This is a genomic window from Qipengyuania aquimaris, from assembly GCF_009827445.1.
GTDB classification, from domain to species: domain Bacteria; phylum Pseudomonadota; class Alphaproteobacteria; order Sphingomonadales; family Sphingomonadaceae; genus Qipengyuania; species Qipengyuania aquimaris.
The window spans coordinates 2233522-2250629 of the sequence record NZ_WTYI01000001.1 but is presented as its reverse complement, the minus strand read 5'-3'; the positions used below and the strand labels follow the sequence as shown (position 1 = coordinate 2250629).

At 62.6% G+C, this 17108-nt stretch carries 16 protein-coding genes; 8 read left to right on the top strand and 8 right to left on the bottom strand.

The genetic code is table 11. The annotated features are described in order from the left end of the window. Positions 1-81: 81 nt before the first annotated feature. A complete protein-coding gene (locus GRI34_RS11045; RefSeq protein WP_234028209.1) occupies positions 82-1095 on the bottom strand; it encodes an NAD(P)H-quinone oxidoreductase in 1014 nt (337 codons plus the stop codon). 100 nt (positions 1096-1195) lie between these two features. Between GRI34_RS11045 and GRI34_RS11040 the strand changes: the two genes are divergently transcribed. From GRI34_RS11040 to GRI34_RS11020, 5 genes are all read left to right on the top strand, one after another. Beyond that, the gene (locus GRI34_RS11040; protein ID WP_090478415.1) at positions 1196-1396 is read left to right on the top strand and encodes a DUF1192 domain-containing protein; all 201 of its coding nucleotides are present in this window, start codon (positions 1196-1198) and stop codon (positions 1394-1396) included. A 142-nt stretch (positions 1397-1538) separates the two neighbouring features. Then, positions 1539-3929, top strand: a complete 2391-nt coding sequence (gene clpA, locus GRI34_RS11035) for an ATP-dependent Clp protease ATP-binding subunit ClpA (RefSeq protein ID WP_160595966.1) — start codon at positions 1539-1541, stop codon at positions 3927-3929. Positions 3930-3998: 69 nt separating this feature from the next. After that, positions 3999-5003: a ligase-associated DNA damage response exonuclease gene (locus GRI34_RS11030; protein WP_160595965.1), complete on the top strand. Its 1005-nt coding sequence runs from the start codon at positions 3999-4001 to the stop codon at positions 5001-5003. Between the two features lie 2 nt (positions 5004-5005). After that, positions 5006-6598 (top strand): cisplatin damage response ATP-dependent DNA ligase, encoded by a 1593-nt coding sequence (locus GRI34_RS11025; RefSeq protein ID WP_160595964.1) that lies wholly within the window; start codon positions 5006-5008, stop codon positions 6596-6598. 47 nt (positions 6599-6645) lie between these two features. Further along, positions 6646-7155 (top strand): DUF1993 domain-containing protein, encoded by a 510-nt coding sequence (locus tag GRI34_RS11020; RefSeq protein ID WP_160595963.1) that lies wholly within the window; start codon positions 6646-6648, stop codon positions 7153-7155. Here the strand turns inward: GRI34_RS11020 and GRI34_RS11015 are convergent. Genes GRI34_RS11015 through GRI34_RS10985 form a run of 7 tightly spaced genes read right to left on the bottom strand, consistent with a single transcriptional unit; the run spans position 7139 to position 13743 of the window. After that, positions 7139-7426 carry a DUF167 domain-containing protein gene (locus tag GRI34_RS11015; RefSeq protein ID WP_160595962.1) on the bottom strand — a complete coding sequence of 96 codons (288 nt, stop codon included), beginning with the start codon at positions 7424-7426 and terminating at the stop codon, positions 7139-7141. The two genes, GRI34_RS11020 and GRI34_RS11015, sit on opposite strands and share 17 nt — an antisense overlap. After that, complete coding sequence (locus GRI34_RS11010; RefSeq protein ID WP_160595961.1) at positions 7407-7973, bottom strand: gamma carbonic anhydrase family protein; 567 nt, start codon at positions 7971-7973, stop codon at positions 7407-7409. Before GRI34_RS11010 ends, GRI34_RS11015 begins: the two co-directional genes overlap by 20 nt. Continuing rightward, positions 7970-8527: a GNAT family N-acetyltransferase gene (locus GRI34_RS11005; protein ID WP_160595960.1), complete on the bottom strand. Its 558-nt coding sequence runs from the start codon at positions 8525-8527 to the stop codon at positions 7970-7972. Before GRI34_RS11005 ends, GRI34_RS11010 begins: the two co-directional genes overlap by 4 nt. After that, a complete protein-coding gene (locus GRI34_RS11000; RefSeq protein ID WP_160595959.1) occupies positions 8520-9074 on the bottom strand; it encodes a GNAT family N-acetyltransferase in 555 nt (184 codons plus the stop codon). The genes GRI34_RS11005 and GRI34_RS11000 overlap by 8 nt, the downstream gene beginning before the upstream one ends. Then, entirely contained in the window at positions 9071-11116 is a 2046-nt protein-coding gene (locus tag GRI34_RS10995) for a spermidine synthase (protein WP_160595958.1), read from the bottom strand. The genes GRI34_RS11000 and GRI34_RS10995 overlap by 4 nt, the downstream gene beginning before the upstream one ends. Next, complete coding sequence (gene hemB / locus GRI34_RS10990) at positions 11109-12107, bottom strand: porphobilinogen synthase (RefSeq protein WP_160596502.1); 999 nt, start codon at positions 12105-12107, stop codon at positions 11109-11111. The genes GRI34_RS10995 and hemB overlap by 8 nt, the downstream gene beginning before the upstream one ends. Positions 12108-12147: 40 nt before the next feature. Beyond that, positions 12148-13743 (bottom strand): M23 family metallopeptidase, encoded by a 1596-nt coding sequence (locus GRI34_RS10985; RefSeq protein WP_199800153.1) that lies wholly within the window; start codon positions 13741-13743, stop codon positions 12148-12150. Between the two features lie 205 nt (positions 13744-13948). On the opposite strand from GRI34_RS10985, the gene GRI34_RS10980 reads away from it, so the two are divergent. From GRI34_RS10980 to fdxA, 3 genes are read left to right on the top strand one after another with little or no spacing between them, the layout of a single operon-like run. Continuing rightward, positions 13949-16456, top strand: coding sequence for a helicase-related protein (locus tag GRI34_RS10980; RefSeq protein ID WP_160595957.1), 2508 nt, complete (start codon positions 13949-13951; stop codon positions 16454-16456). After that, positions 16351-16770, top strand: a complete 420-nt coding sequence (locus GRI34_RS10975) for an RNA-binding S4 domain-containing protein (RefSeq protein ID WP_199800152.1) — start codon at positions 16351-16353, stop codon at positions 16768-16770. Before GRI34_RS10980 ends, GRI34_RS10975 begins: the two co-directional genes overlap by 106 nt. Continuing rightward, positions 16767-17105: a ferredoxin FdxA gene (gene fdxA, locus GRI34_RS10970; RefSeq protein WP_040964444.1), complete on the top strand. Its 339-nt coding sequence runs from the start codon at positions 16767-16769 to the stop codon at positions 17103-17105. Before GRI34_RS10975 ends, fdxA begins: the two co-directional genes overlap by 4 nt. Positions 17106-17108 lie beyond the last annotated feature (3 nt).

Here is a 17108-nt window from a genome sequence, read left to right as displayed (position 1 = left end):
ATCTGGGGCGTGCATGGCAGACAATTGTTACGTCAGCATCGCAGGCGCATTACACAAGCGCGTCTTTGCTACGGTTCGGAGTCAGTCCTCGCCGGACACCTTGAGCACGATTTTGCCGATGTGATCGCCTGCTTCCATGCGCGCATGAGCAGCGCCGACCTCGGTCAGCGGGAACACCTCGTCCATGACCGGTGCGACCGTGCCGTCCTCGAACAGGGGCCACGCGTGGTTATAGATTTCGTCTGCCAGCAAGGCCTTGAACTCGTCCGAGCGCGGGCGCAGCGTCGAGCCGGTCAGCGTCTGCCGCTTGCTCATCAGCTTCGCCATGTTGATTTCCGCCTTCAGCCCGCCGAGAACGGCAATCGTCACATGACGCCCGTCGACTGCGAGGCAGTCCAGGTTTCGCTGAACGTAATCGCCCGACACCATGTCGAGGATCACGTCCGCTCCCTGGCCTGCGGTGAATTCGTTCACCTTCTCGACGAAGTCATCGGTCTTGTAGTTGATCGCGAGATCCGCGCCGACGCCGCGCGCAGCCTCGCACTTTTCGTCGCTTCCGGCCGTGGTCAAGACCTTGAGGCCGAATTCCTTGGCCAGCTGGATCGCCATGGTGCCGATCCCGCTCGTGCCGCCGTGAACGAGGAAGGTTTCCCCGTCGCGCGCCCAGCCCCGCTCGAACACATTGTGCCACACGGTGAACAGTGTTTCGGGAATTGCCGCAGCGGTTGCCATGTCCATGCCCTGCGGGACCGAAAGGCAATGTTCCGCATGGGCGAGGCAGTATTCGGCATAGCCGCCACCCGACACCAGCGCGCAAACGCGGCGGTTGAGCATCTCCGGCGCGGCTTCGTCACCAACTGCCACGATCGTCCCCGAAACCTCCAGCCCCGGAATGTGCGAGGCACCCGGCGGGGGCGGATAGAAGCCCTGGCGCTGAATTACATCGGGCCGGTTCACGCCGGCGTGGTCGACCTTGATCAGGACCTGCTTGCCGGTGGGCACCGGGACGGGCAGGGTTTCGGCACGAAAAACATCCGGACCACCCGGTGCATCGAAGCCCATCGCGGTCATCGTTTCCGGCAGATTGCTGGCCAAACCTTCCCCCTTTTCAAATGTGCGGCCCGGCGGCCACGAAGCGGTGCATTAACGCGCAGCCGTGTTGACAGCAACCGCGCAAAGGCAGAGCATGATCGCCATGGATGACGACGCCCGTCCACGCCCCAAAGGCGATGCCGCCAGCCTCCTCGCCGGAGAAGACCTGGCACCCTATTCCATCGACGAACTGGCCGACCGCATCCGTCTTCTCGAAGACGAGATCGCGCGCGTCGAAAAGCACCGCCTGAAAGCCGCCGCACACCGCGACGCGGCCGACGCCCTTTTCGGGCGAAAGGACTAGGCGGTGGTCGGGGGGCTGAAATTCCGCAGCCCGCTTCCCATATGCACGAAACACGCCGCCGCGTGGTCAGCTTTCGTCAAGCTTGACCCCTTAGGCTCTCCCTGTCTCGCCGTTCTGCGAGTCCCTCGAAAGTAGGATCCGAATGCCAAGCTTCGCCGCGAACCTCGAAAAGACCCTTCACGCAGCCCTCACCGATGCGGGCGAGCGTCGTCATGAATATGCGACGCTGGAGCATTTGCTGCTCGCGCTAATCGGCGATGAGGACGCCGCCCAGGTCATGACCGCTTGCGGTGTCGATCTCGGCGAACTGACGACGGTCGTCACGCAGTATCTCGAACAGGAATACCAGTCGCTGAAATCGGACGACGGGGCCGATCCGCAGCCGACAGCCGGTTTCCAGCGCGTGATCCAGCGCGCGATCCTGCACGTCCAGTCTTCCGGCAAGGACACGGTGACCGGTGCAAATGTGCTGGTGGCCCTGTTCTCCGAACGCGACAGCTATGCGGTCTATTTCCTGCAGCAGCAGGACATGAGCCGTCTCGATGCGGTCAGCTTTATCAGCCACGGCATCGGCAAGGGCGGCAAACAGGTCGAAGGCCGTCCACCGCAAGGCGCGGAAGAAGCGCAAAGTCCCGACGCACCCGAACAGGCGAAGGGCGGAGACAAGAAGGAAACCGCGCTCGACCAGTTCACCGTCAATTTGAACCAGAAGGCCGAGGACGGTCGTATCGATCCGCTGATCGGCCGCGGTCCGGAAGTGGACCGCACGGTCCAGATCCTGTGCCGCCGCTCGAAGAACAACCCGCTCTACGTGGGCGATCCGGGCGTCGGCAAGACCGCCATCGCAGAAGGTCTCGCGCGCAAGATCGTCGAAGGCGACGTGCCCGAAGTACTGCAGGATGCGGTGATCTATTCGCTCGACATGGGCGCACTGCTGGCAGGCACACGCTATCGTGGCGATTTCGAGGAGCGGCTGAAGCAGGTCGTGAACGAGCTCGAGAGCATGCCCGAAGCCGTGCTCTTCATCGACGAGATCCACACAGTGATCGGTGCCGGCGCGACCAGCGGCGGCGCGATGGATGCGTCGAACCTCTTGAAGCCCGCGCTTTCCAGCGGTTCGATCCGCTGCATCGGCTCGACCACCTACAAGGAATTCCGCAATCACTTCGAAAAGGACCGCGCCCTGCTGCGCCGGTTCCAGAAGATCGACGTGAACGAACCCACGATCGAGGACACGATCAAGATCCTCAAAGGTCTGCGCAGTGCCTTTGAAGAGCATCACAAGGTCAAGTACACCCCCGATGCGCTCAAGACCGCCGTCGAGCTGTCGGCGCGTTACATCAACGACCGCAAGCTGCCCGACAAGGCGATCGACGTGATCGACGAAGTGGGCGCGATGCAGATGCTGGTGCCGCCCAGCCGCCGCAAGAAGAAGATAACCGCACGCGAGATCGAGGCCGTCATTGCGACAATGGCGCGCATCCCGCCGAAATCGGTGTCGAGCGACGACAAGAAGGCTCTCGAGAACCTCGAGCGCGACCTCAAGCACGTCGTCTTCGGCCAGGATCCGGCAGTCGAGAAGCTGTCGACGGCCATGAAGCTGTCCCGCGCAGGCCTGCGCGATCCGGACAAGCCCATCGGTTCGTTCCTGTTCAGCGGCCCGACCGGCGTCGGCAAGACCGAAGTCGCGCGCCAGCTCGCCTCGATCATGGGTATCGAGCTCAAGCGCTTCGACATGTCCGAGTATATGGAGCGTCATTCGATCAGCCGCCTGATCGGTGCGCCTCCGGGCTATGTTGGTTACGACCAGGGCGGTCTTTTAACCGATGCGGTTGATCAGAACCCGCATTGCGTGCTGCTGCTCGACGAAATCGAGAAGGCCCACCCGGACCTCTTCAACATCCTGTTGCAGGTGATGGATAACGGCCGCCTGACCGACCATCACGGCAAGACGGTCGATTTCCGCAACGTGGTCCTCATCATGACGACCAATGCGGGTGCATCCGACATGGCCAAGCAGGGCATCGGTTTCGGCGACGTATCCAAGGAAGATGCGAGCGAGGAAGCGGTGAAGCGCATGTTCACGCCGGAATTCCGCAACCGTCTCGATGCGATCGTTCCCTTCGGTTACCTCAACAAGGCAACCGTGGCCCGCGTTGTCGACAAGTTCATCCTCCAGCTCGAACTGCAGCTGGCCGAACAGAATGTCGATATCCAGTTCGACGCGGAATCGCGCGCATGGATGGCGGACAAGGGCTATGACAAGCTCTACGGCGCACGCCCGATGGGTCGCCTGATCCAGGAAAAGATCAAGCAGCCGCTCGCTGAAGAGCTGTTGTTCGGCAAGCTGGCCGATGGCGGCGAAGTCGCAGTGACGATGAAGGATGGCAAGCCGTCGTTCGAACTCACTCCCGCCCCGCCCAAGACCAAGCCGAAGCGCAAGCCCGCGGCGAAGAAGAAGGCGGCGCCCAAGAAAAAGCCCGACGCAGATGCCAGCGAAGGCGGCAGCAAGGGCGATAAGGGTAAGGACTGACATCCTGCCATAAGCAATCGAAGGGGCGCGGATCGGGAACGGTTCGCGCCCCTTTCGCTTGAGTCGGCGATGGCCGCGCCTTTTTCCTGGATCAAACCCGAACCGCACGGGATCTACATCGAGCCGGCCGATTGCTGGGTCGATCCTTCACGGGCCGTCGACAAGGCGCTGGTGACACATGGCCACGCCGACCACGCGCGCGGAGGTCATGGGCAGACCGTCGCCACCCCCGAAACGCTGGCGATCATGAAGTTGCGCTACGCGACTTCCGACGGCGCTACCCCGGTCGAATACGGCGAAACGATCCGCCTGCCCGGCGGAGTCGATGCGACCTATATCCCGGCAGGCCATGTTCTCGGCAGCGCGCAGATACTGCTGGAACATGCGGGCGAACGAGTGATCGTTACAGGCGACTACAAGCGACGCGCCGACCCCACCTGCCCGCCCTTTAAGGTCACGGCTTGCGACATCTTCATCACCGAGGCGACCTTCGGCCTGCCCGTATTCTGCCATCCCCCGATCGAGGAGGAGATGCGAAAGCTGCTGGACCGGCTCGCCGCCCATCCGGATCGCTGCGTGCTTGTCGGTGCCTATGCCCTGGGCAAGGCGCAGCGCGTCATCGCGGAATTGCGGAAAGCGGGGCACACGGACCCGATCTACCTGCACGGCGCGATGGAGAAGATGTGCCGTCTCTACGAGGAGCACGGCGTGGATCTTGGCGAGCTTCGGCTGGTCGCCGACCACACAAAAGAAGAAATGCGAGGGGCCATCGTCGTATGTCCGCCATCTGCGCTGAACGATCGCTGGAGCCGCCGCCTGCCCGATCCGATCACTGCCATGGCAAGCGGCTGGATGCGTGTGCGCCAGCGTGCTCGTCAGCGAAACGTCGAATTGCCGCTGGTCATTTCGGACCACGCGGACTGGGGCGAGCTCACCCGCACGATCCGCGAAGTCGATGCGCAGGAGAACTGGATTACCCACGGACGCGAGGATGCGCTGCTGCGCTGGTGCCAGTTGCATCAAAGGCGCGCCCGCGCGCTGGCTCTCGTCGGCTATGAAGACGAGGACGATTGAGCGTGGAAGAGTTTGCCGCACTCGTCGATGCCCTGGTCTATACGCGTTCGCGCAACGAAAAGTTGCGCCTGATCGCGGAATATTTGAGGGCCACAGCCGATCCCGACCGTGGCTGGGCGCTGGCTGCACTTGCTGACGGTCTGGATTTTCCAGCCGTGAAGAGTTCGACTATCCGCAATCTGATGAAGGACCGCGTCGATCCGGTCCTGTGGACACTCAGCCGCGATTTCGTCGGCGATACGGCAGAAACCGCCAGCCTACTCTGGCCGGCACCGGAGGAGCCACCCTCCCCGCCCTCTGTGAGCGAGGCGGTCGAGCTCCTGTCCTCGATGAACCGCAAGAGCGTGGTCACCGAACTGCCGCGCCTGCTCGACCGGCTCGACGCTTCTGGTCGTTATGCCCTGCTCAAACTGGCGACCGGCGGAATGCGCATCGGTGTCTCGAGCCGTCTGGCGAAGACCGCCTTCGCACAGGCGTTCGACGTGTCGGTCGACGAGGTCGAGGAGTACTGGCACGGCCTCGCCGCGCCCTACCCCGAACTGTTCAACTGGGCGGCGCACGGCAAGGACCCGCCCGATATCGAGAACCTGCCCACCTTCCGGCCGTTCATGCTCGCGCACCCATTGGAAGAAACGGTCGTCGACCTGACGGAATATGCCGCCGAGTGGAAATGGGACGGCATCCGCGTGCAACTGGTACGGGCAGGCGGTGAAACCCGGCTCTATTCGCGCAGTGGCGACGATATCTCTGCGACGTTCCCCGAACTTCTCGATGTGCTTCCGTTCAACGCCGTGCTCGACGGGGAATTGCTGGTGCGAGGCAATGTCCAGGGCGGAGAGGCGGGCGGCGCCGCCAGCTTCAACGCGCTCCAGCAGCGCCTCGGCCGCAAGACCGTGAGCAAGAAGATGCTTGCCGAAGCGCCCGCTTTCGTACGCCTCTATGACGTCCTCATCGCCGAGGGGAACGACCTGCGGGAAAAGGACTGGACCCGTCGCCGCGCGGCGCTGGAGCGGCTGATGGCCCGGTTACCGGAAAGCCATTTCGATCTTTCGAGCCTGGTCGAGGCCCGCGATTTCGAGCACCTCGCAGAAATCCGCGAAGGCAGCCGCGACGATGCGATCGAGGGCCTTATGCTCAAGCGCAAGGACAGCCCCTATATCGCGGGGAGACGCGTCGGCTACTGGTACAAATGGAAACGCGATCCGCTGCTGGTCGACTGCGTGCTGATGTATGCGCAGCGCGGCAGCGGAAAGCGATCCAGCTTCTTTTCCGACTACACCTTCGGTTGCTGGGACGGCGATCCCGACCAGGGAGCCGACCTGCTACCTGTCGGGAAAGCCTATTCCGGTTTTACCGACGAGGAACTGAAGAAGCTCGACCGGCACGTGCGCAGCAATACCGTCAACCGGTTCGGACCGGTGCGCGAAACCGACAAGAGCCTCGTCTTCGAGGTGGCTTTCGACAGCGTGCACGAGAGCAAGCGGCACAAGTCCGGCCTCGCCATGCGCTTTCCGCGCATCCACCGCATCCGCTGGGACAAGCCTCCGCACGAAGCGGACCGGATCGAGGCGCTGCGCTCGCTCGTGAGGGATTGACGCCGCGGCTGCTCCGGCTAGGCCAAGCGCCTGTCCGGGAGAATTCGATGACACCTCACGATTTGCTGATACCGACCTGGCGCAACATGCTGCGCGCCCTTTCGGGTATGACCGACAAGGCTGCCAAGCACGAAAAGGGCGATGCATTGCTGGCCGAGAAGCTGGCGGACGACATGCTTCCGCTCTCCACCCAATATCGCTTCGTGACCAATCTGCCCGGTGAAGGCCTGACCAGGCTGGCAGGCCTCGACTTCACCTCTAGAGACGAAGACCCCACCACCTTCGCGGAAGCCAAGGAGCGGATCAGCGAAGCTTTGGCCATGCTCGACCGGGTTCGTCCGGACGACTTTCTTGGCGCTGAAGAAAAATTCGACATGACATTGCCTATCGGCATGACCTTCCACCTTTCGGCGCAGGAATATGCGCGCGATTGGGCGCTGCCGAATTTCTATTTCCACACCAGCACGGCCTACGCGATCATGCGCATGAACGGCGTCGATCTCGGCAAGGCGGACCTGGTCCCGCACATGGGCGCTTACGTCAAAGCTGCCGGATAATCCTGAAGAGCTTCTCGCGCGAAGTTGCGCCGCGCAACAATTCGACCTGGGACGGCGCAACGCGCAAAGCCTGAGCAAGCAGGACACGCACCGCCTCGTTTGCCGCGCCATCCTGGGGTTTGGCGCGGACTTTGACCGACACCCTTTTGTTCTCGATCAGAATTGCTTGTGTCCGGGCGCCCGGAGTGACCCGGATCGCAAGACGGCCCTCGGAATCGATCAAATGCGTAAGCGCACCGGGTTCGGCTAGGTCAGCTCTTGAGCGCTTCATCCACTGCCGCCGCATGGTGCCGCGCGTTTTCCGCGTAATGCGCGGTACCCATCCGCATGCCCATCACCGCCGCTTCGTCGAGGTCACGCATCTTGCGCGCGGGGCGACCGCCCCACAACTCCCGCTCTCCCGTCACCTTGCCTTCGGTGAGCATGGCGCCGGCGGCGAGCATGGCATCGCTGCCGATCACGGCCTTGTTCATCGCGATTGCGCCAAGACCGACGAATCCGCGGTTTTCGATCACGCAACCGTGGATCATGGCCATGTGACCGATCAATACGTCATCGCCGATGATGAGCGGCGATCCATCGGGATCGCCCGGACGCGGCGGATCGCAATGGAGCACGCTACCATCCTGCACATTGGTCCGCTCCCCGATGACGATACGGCTGACATCCGCGCGCAGGACGCAGTTGTACCAGATCGAACTCTCGGCCCCGATCGTGACATCGCCAACGATAGTGCAGCCGGGTGCAATGAATGCGCTGTCGTCGATCTTCGGAGTCTTGCCGTGGATCGGCACGATGTTCACACCGGGGCGGTTCATTGGTACTTCTCCCATTCCTCGCGGGTCAGGCTGTACTGGATGACCCGTGTGTCTTCGGGCGGGTAATCGGGATCGTCGAAATCAAGATCGGTACGCCGCGTCATGCCGAGCTTTTCCATCAGTTTCCAGCTTCCCACATTCGCCTCGCTGGTCAAGGCGACGACGTGCGGCGCATCCACCCGGCCAAACGCCCATGCGAGCACCGCCTCCATCGCCTCTCGCGCATAACCGCGCCTCCACCGGTCTTCGCGGACCAGCCAGCCGACTTCGTGATCGCCCTGGTTCGGAGCAAGCGGGTTGTCGACCTGCTTGATCCCGCAATGACCCACGAGATCGCCGGTCGTCTTTTCGATCATCATCAGGAAGCTGAAGCCGTGACGGGAATACAGCGCCTGGGCCTTCGCATGCTTTGCCTCGATTTCGTGCAGTTCCTTTACACCTCCGAGCCTTGCCATCACCGTTGGCGTGTTGAGAACGCGCATCTGCTCTGCAGCGTCGCTCTCTTCGATTGTCCGCAGGACGAGACGGCCGGTTTCGGCGATAATGTCAGCCATTCCAGCTATCCGCGTCGATGGAGTACACGATGATTACAGGGCTCTCCTCGTCAAACTCGTCATTGGCGAAGTCCAGGTCCTCGCGCCGCTTCATACCGAGCCGCTCCATGAGGCCCCAGCTGGGGGAATTGCCGTGGACGGTCAGGGCGATCACCTCTTCCGCCCCGAAACGGGCGAAAGCGAGATCCAGCGAAGCTATGGCTGCCTCTTTTGCGTAGCCCTTGCCCCAGGCATCTTCGCGCAGGCGCCAGCCGACCTCCATCATCCCGACCGGTCCGCCGGCCTGGTTGCACCGTTTCAATCCGCAGAAGCCGAGAATGGCGCTATCGTCCTTACGCTCGACCGCCCAGAAGGTGTGACCGTGTTCCTTTTTGTACGAGAGGAGGCGGTTTTGCGCTGCGGTGCGCTTTTCATCATCGCAGACCCCGCCCAGCCAGCGCATGACGGAGGGGGTATTGGTCGCTTCCCAGAAAAGAGGCCAGTCCTCGTCCCTCCAGTCCCGCAGGACCAGTCTCTCAGTCTCATGCCGGAAGGGAATGCCGTTCATTCGCTCAGGTTCACCTTCAGATGCGGAAGGACCGAAGCGTAGTCGTCCGTCCAGAGCCTTTCGGCAGGCTCGCCCAATGGCTCCCAGCCGTCCTGCTCGGTAATGCTCTCGAGCTTGGATCCGTCAGCGCTCAGCGCGATCCAGCCGGACGTGAACGTCCGCGCTTCCTTGTTTTCCATATCGTTGCGGATGGTGGCGGTTAGCCCGGCATCACGCGCCAGAGCTTCGATGACCGGCTCCAGTCTGATAAAGCGATTGCTGATGTGGATCAGCAACACGCCATCGGGCTGCATCACCCGCCGGTACACGGCGATCGCCTCGCGGGTCAGCAAGTGCAGCGGAATGGAATCAGACGAGAAAGCATCGATCACGAGTACATCGAAAGCATCGCTGGGCAAGGCTGCCAGCTCCAGACGCGCATCACCGATTATTGTTTGCGCTTCGGGGGTACATTCCGAAAGATAGGTGAATTGCCCCCGGGTCGAATAGTCGAGAACGGCGGGGTCGATCTCGAAATAGGTCCACTCCTGGCCCGGCTGGCGATAGCAGGCGAGCGTTCCGACCCCCAGGCCGACTACGCCGATCCGCGCCTCGTCACCAAACAGCCGCGGCGTCTGTGCCAGCACCCGACCGACACCGGAATCGCGGCCATAATATGTCGTCGGCTCGGTACTTCCCTCCATCTGCATTCCGTGGGTTGTGGTGCCGTGGATGAGCCAGCGCGATCCGTCGTTCTGTTCCGCCACCGTGTAGATCCCGAAATAGCTTCGGGTCCGGTCGCCCACAGTGCTCAGGGCAATTTGTGTCGTCAGGCCCGTAAGCATCATCACGAAGAAAACTGCGAATACCAGTCCGGCACGAAACAGGATTTCCCGGATGCGAATCCGCTCGAGCAGGTGCTTCCAGCCGTCCAGCGGCAAGAGCGCTACCAACGCGATGATCAGGATAGGATGCTCCCAAGTCCAATCAAACAGGACCGGTGCAAACAGGGCGGTGAAAGCCCCGCCGATCACGCCGCCAAGCGACATGAAGAGATAGAAGCGCGTAAGCTCGCTCGCCGGCGGGCGCAGTGAATAAAGGCGCGCGTGAAGCGCAATCGCTCCGATGAAGAGCAGCGCAATCGTGGCTATCCCGGCGGTTACCCCAAGGTCCGCTTTCTCGCCGATCGACAGCGCTGCACACAAGGGCACCAATACCGGCGCGGACAACACGAACAGCCGGGCGAGCGTGCGGTTCTCGGCAAAGGCAATCGAGAAGGAGAGCAGGTAAAGACCGAGCGGGATCACCCACAGCAGCGGCATCGCCATGATGTCGGTCGTTAGGAAGGTGGTCGTGGAAAGCATCAGCCCGGAAGGCACGGCCGACAGGATCAACCACAGCGCGATAGTGGAGCCCTTGATCTTGGAATGCGCCTCTTCGGCGACATGAGTGACCGCAACCGCCTTGCGCCGCGCGAAGGCAACGCTCGCGACCAGCAGGACCAAGGCGCCGTAGCCGATCGTCCAGAGCTGGCTTTGCTCACCGAGAGGAAGGATGGGCTCGACGAGGAGAGGATAGGCAAGCAGGCCGCCGAAGCTTCCGAGGTTGCTGGCGGCATAAAGCGGATAGGGATCGCCCGCCCCGTCGCCCGCGGCGTACCAGCTCTGCATCAGCGGTGCCTGGGCCGAAACGGCGAAGAAGACCGGGCCCACGGTCAGGAGGAAGAGCCAGGGCACCCAGACGACTTCCCAGCCCGGGGCCGCAGCGCCGCCTGCCTTCAAAGCGAGCGGCAGGGTCAGACCGGCGAGGGCGAGCAAGGCGACGTGGACCATCGCCTGACGCTTGATCGTGAACCTGCCGATGAAATGTGCGTAAGCATATCCGCCGAGAAGCAGCGCCTGGTAAACCAGCATCGCGCTGTTCCAGACATTGGGCGCGCCGCCGAGCCGCGGCAATGCCATGCGCGCGACCATCGGCTGGACCATGAACAGCAGAAAGCTTCCCACGAAGATCGTGAGAGTGAAAAGCCAGCGGCGCGAAGCTGCGCTACCCGCTTCAGCCATTGAGCAGCCTTGCCGCCACAGGTGCGTGATAGGTTAGCACGCCCGAACAGCCAGCGCGCTTGAATGCGACGAGCTTTTCCATAAGCAAGGCATCGCGGTCCCCGATGCCTGCTGCAGCGCCTGCCTCGATCAGCGCATATTCGCCGCTAACCTGGTAGGCATAGATCGGAACGCCGAATTGCTGTTTCGCCCGCCAGACAACGTCGAGGTAGGCGAGGCCGGGCTTTACCATGACGCTATCCGCACCTTCGGCTATGTCGAGCGCGATTTCGCGCAAGGCCTCATCACCGTTGGCCGGGTCCATCTGGTAGCTCTTCTTGTCACCCTTCAGCAAACCGCCAGACCCCACGGCGTCACGAAACGGGCCATAGAAAGCCGAGGCGTATTTCGCGGCGTAGCTCATGATCTGGACATTAGGATGTCCGTTCATTTCGAGCGCCATGCGAATGGCCTTCACGCGGCCGTCCATCATATCCGATGGCGCGACGATATCCGCCCCGGCGTCGGCCTGGACCAGCGCCTGGTCGACTAGAACTGCGACGGTATCGTCATTCAGGACATAGCCGTCCTCATCGACCAGCCCGTCCTGTCCGTGACTTGTATAAGGGTCGAGCGCCACATCGGTGAGGATGCCGATATCGCTTCCGCAAGCGTCGCGAACGGCCTTGATGGCTCGGCACATCAGATTGTCAGGGTTGAGCGCCTCTGCACCATCCTCGCTGCGCGCGCTTGCCGGCGTGTTCGGGAAAAGAGCGATGCAAGGGATACCCAGGTCAACAGCTTCCCTCGCCCGCTTGACGATCCCGTCGACCGACCAGCGCGACACCCCGGGCAAGCTCCGTACCGGATCCTCCACACCTTCGCCGTCAGTCACGAAAAGCGGCCAGATCAGATCGGACGCGGTCAGCACGGTTTCGCGCTGCATGCGGCGGCTCCAGTCGTACGCGCGCGTCCGCCGCATGCGCGTGGCTGGGTAGGATGCGTTGCTCATCATGTGGCCCCTGTGTCGCAATCGCTGTGGCGGTTCAATCTCAGGATACCTGCTGAGGCATGTTGAGCTTGTCGATCTCGCGCTTCGGCCCGTCTTCCGCCGCTTCGTCGGCGGTCGGGGCAAGATCCTCCAGCGCGGCACCTGCTTCGACGGTTCTGATCTTGCGAAGTGCCTCGCGAAATTTCTGTAACTCGTCGCCTGAAAGCTGAGCGCGGGTGACGAACTTCACCGAAGCGGGATTCACCGCGCGCCCACCGCGATACATTTCGTAATGAAGGTGCGGTCCCGTCGAAAGGCCGGTCGATCCGACGTAGCCGATGACCTGACCGCGCTTGACCGACTGGCCGCCGCGCACCGCGATCCGGCTCATGTGGCAATAGCGCGTGTCGATGCCGTTCCCGTGACGCAGGCGCACCGCATTGCCGCACCCGCCCATTCGACCTGCGCCGGTTACCCGGCCGTCGGTTACGGCGACGATCGGCGTGCCATGCCGCGCCTTGAAATCGACCCCGGCATGCATTCGCCGGTAGCCAAGGATGGGGTGGCGACGCATACCGTAACTCGAGCTCATCCGGCCCGGGACCGGAGCCATCAGACCACCGCGCTCTTCCCCCACGCCCGAAGCTTCGTAGAACTGCCCGTCCTTACCCCAACGCATCAGCTGGATCGGCTGGCGCGAACCGCGCTCGAGTCCGGCGAACAGCAGCTGGCCCGCCTGACGCTCCCCCGTCGCCGCACGGCGATGCGAGATGATCATATCGAAAGTGTCCGTCTCGCGGACTTCGCTGTCGAGGCTGACCTGCGCGGAGAGGGCCTTGAGATACGCCTGGATCGCGCTTGCCGGCGCTCCGGCTGCGCGAGCGGATCGATACAGGCTCTCGCCTACGGTTCCGCGGATGCGAAGCGGCGTTTCATCGACCCGGATGATCTTGCGCGTCAGGGTCAGGTCCGCCCCGGGGTCAAACCTGGAAACAGCCAATTCGAGATCGAAGCGTGCGCGGAACTTCAGTTCTTCCAAAGGCCGCGAAGCCCCGGGAGCCGGTCGCCGGCCCAAGGTGATGTCGATCTGGGTGCCCGGCTCAAGCTCACTCAGCGGCATGGCCCGTTCCACGAGCGACAGGATGTCTTGCGCTTCCGATCTGCCGACGCCGGATCGCAGGAGGGTTCGCTCGAAGCTGTCTCCCGACCCCAGCGTTGCCAGCATCTGTAATTGCGGACGTTCAGGCGCCTCGGCCAGCGGTCTCACGAGGTTGCTCGGCCCCATCCGGCGCCCGGTATCGGCTCCGAGCGCTAGTGGAAGGATCGCCTGGCTATGGTATTCGCCAAGGATCTCGCCATCGTCAGGCAGCGGCGAAGCGGCTTCCAGCGGTGCAAAATCAGGCCAGAATGCCAGTGCTACGACAGACAGGCCAACAAAGGTACCCAGCCCCCTGAACCAGCGCTTCGAGCCGATATCGGCCCCCAGATCGGGCGCGATGTCGAGTGTTTCGATGCGAGCGAAGACCTGCGATTTAAGAGCGCCGAGAGAGAACTTGCCAGCGCTCCCGGCGTGGTGGAATGCATCGACCACAGGATCAGCATCAGGAGCGCGCTCATTAGCGGCCTGCTCCTCTGAAATCTGATCTGGCTTGTCCAAATCGGACACCTGCACCTGAATTCCTCCGTCACGACAGATGGCGCGATCCCGCGCGCCCGCCGATCTATGTTTGCGGAGTAGTCTATGCAGGATTCAAGGTAAAGACACGCTTAACTCAGGCCTGCTCGGACCCGAATTGCGCCGAGTTGCGGGTATTGCGTGGCGAGCGGTTGCGAAGCCCGCATCGCGCTGCCACCTAGGCTACGTGAAAGACGCCTCGATCAAGGCGGTCCTCGGGCCCACCAATACCGGCAAGACCCACCTCGCCATCGAACGAATGTGCGCGCATTCGAGCGGTGTTATCGGCTTTCCGCTGCGCCTGCTTGCGCGCGAGGTCTATGATCGACTGGTCGCGATCAAGGGCGATAAGGCGGTCGCGCTCATTACCGGTGAGCAGCGGATCGAGCCCGCCGGAGCGCGATACCTGTGCTGCACGGTGGAGGCCATGCCTCGGTCTCCCGATGCAGCCTTCGTCGCACTCGATGAAGCACAACTCTCCGCCGACCGCGAACGGGGACACGTCTTTACCGATCGCCTGCTCAATGCGCGCGGGCGTGAGGAAACGATGCTGCTGGGTGCCGCGACCCTGGAGCCGATGGTCAAGGCGCTCGTTCCCGACGCCGAGATATCCGACCGGCCGCGCTTTTCGACGCTTGCGCACATCGGACCGAGAAAACTGTCGCGCCTGCCGCCGCGCAGCGCGATTGTCGCGTTCAGCTCCGAAGCAGTCTACGCCGTCGCCGAGATGCTCCGCAGGTTTCGCGGCGGTGCAGCTGTTGTCATGGGAGCGCTATCACCGGAAACGCGCAACAAACAGGTCGAATTGTTCCAGAATGGTGAAGTCGATTACATCGTCGCGACCGATGCCATCGGGATGGGGCTCAACCTCGATGTGAACCACGTGGCTTTCGCAGGGCTGACCAAATTCGACGGAGTGCGGATGCGCAGGCTTCATCCGGCCGAAATGGCCCAGATTGCCGGGCGCGCAGGCCGTCATCAGCGAGACGGGACCTTCGGAACGCTCGCCGGTGCAGGCGAGAAGATGGGGCCCGCCCCCGAGTTTACCGAGGAAGAAGTGTATGCGATCGAGGAGCACCGCTTCGCCCCGATCACGAGGCTGTTCTGCAGAGAGGCGGAACCGCGTTTCGACAGTATCGCCACGCTGATCGGCGACCTGGAGACGCCGCCCCGGCACGAGGCGCTCCGCCTTGCGCCAGAAGCGATCGACCTGGCCACCCTCAAGCGCCTTGCCGAAGAGCCTTTCGCCGCCAACATCCGCGGCCACGGGCAGGTTCGCCGGTTCTGGGAGGCCTGCTCGCTTCCCGACTTTCGCCAGCGCGGGCCGGACGTACATGCCCGCTTTGTGGCGCGGTTATGGCAAGATCTCCAACAGGGCTATATCGGGGCCGACTTCGTCGCGGCGCGGATCTCCGAACTCGACAATACGAGTGGCGACATCGATACGCTGCAAGGGCGGATCGCCGCGATTCGCTCCTGGGCCTATATCTGCCAGCGCCCGGACTGGGTCTTGGCGCGTGACGAAATCGCGTCGCGCGCCCGCGCAGTCGAAGCAAAACTATCGGACGCGCTCCATGCGCGGCTGACCGAAAGATTCGTAAACCGAAGGACGGCTATCCTGATGAAATCGCTGGGACAGGACGCATCCATGCTCCCCATCACCCTGACCGACGACAATATCCTGAAGGTCGAGGACGAACCCTTGGGCCACGTCGAGGGGTTTCGCTTCGTAGTCGATGCCGCAGCCAATCATGCGGACCGCAAGATGCTGCTCGCCGCGGCTGAAAAGGCCCTTCCGCGCCTGCTGGGCGAACGTGCCGATGCCCTCGCCGCTTCTGATCTGGAAGATATCGAACTGGGACGCGGTGCTATCCGGTGGAGAGGGCACATGCTGGCGAAACTGCGTACGCGCGCCGGCCAGGTGAAGCCGGAGCTCGAACCTGCGCGTGAGCTGGCAAGCCTTCCGGACGCATCGCGGGCCAACTTGATGGCCGCATTGGACAAGTGGCTCGATAAGCAGCTCGAACCGCTCGAACCGCTGCGCAAGATGCATATCGCGGCAACCAACCCGGATGCGGGATCGCAGGCCCGCGCCCTGTTGCTGAATCTCATTTCGGGCCACGGTTTCGTCACGCGCGAGAAAGCAGGGATTGAGCACCTGCCGAAAGAAATGCGACCCTTCTTGCGCAAGATCGGCGTGACGTTCGGCGCGTTGGACATTTATTCGCCGATGCTGCTCAAACCTGCGCCGCGGCAACTGCTCAGCGCTATGGGCATTGATCGGCGTCCGCTGCAGGAGGCGATGCTGCCGGTTATTCCGGACGCGAAGAAGCTCCCGTCGGGCTATCGCCATGCCGGGTCGCAGGCCATCCGGCTCGACCTTGCAGAAAAGATCTTTCGCTCCGCCCACGAAGCGCGGGCCAAGGCGGACAAAACCCGCAAGTTCCGCCTCAATCTCGCGCTTCCGATCTCGATCGGCCTGGAAGAAAAGAACGCCGAGCGCCTGCTTGGACAGGCTGGCTTCCGGGTCCAGCGCGCGAAGCCCCTGGCAGAAGGCGCATTTGGCCCTCCCCGTGCCGACAGCTGGGAATGGCGTCCATCCCGCCGCAAGCAGCAGCGCAGTGCTCCTGCGGCGAGCAAACCGCGCGAAGGCAGCGCATTTGCAGGGCTTGCCGATCTCATCAAGCAAGGCTGAGCGTGCGTATCGACCGTTTGCTCTGCTTGCTGCGCTTCGTGCGAACCCGCAGCGCAGCGAACAAGCTGGTCGGCAAGGGTCACATTCGGCGCAATGGCGAGCGCGTCACCCGATCCAGCCGGGATATCCAGCCTGGCGATGTGCTCACCCTGCCCCTTGGGAACACAGTCCGGCTAATCGAAGTTCTCTCCCTACCCGATCGCCGCGGACCCCCAAGAGAAGCCCAGGCTTGTTACCGCGAGCTTGACCCGGACGGACAAAATGGAAATAGCAGCGGCACGACCACTGCGAGACAGGGAAATATCGCACCATGACCTATGTCGTCACCGACGCCTGTATCAAATGCAAATACACAGATTGCGTCGAGGTCTGCCCCGTCGACTGCTTCTACGAAGGCGAGAACATGCTCGTCATCAACCCGTCGGAATGCATCGATTGCGGCGTGTGCGAACCGGAATGCCCGGCCGAAGCCATCCTGCCGGACACCGAAGACAATCTGGAAAAATGGCTCGAGCTGAACACCAAGTTCTCCGCCGAATGGCCGAACATCACCAGCCAGAAAGAACCGCCTGCAGATGCCGACGAGCACAAGGGCGAAGAGGGCAAGTTCGACAAATACTTCTCGCCCGAGCCCGGCGAAGGCGACTGATCC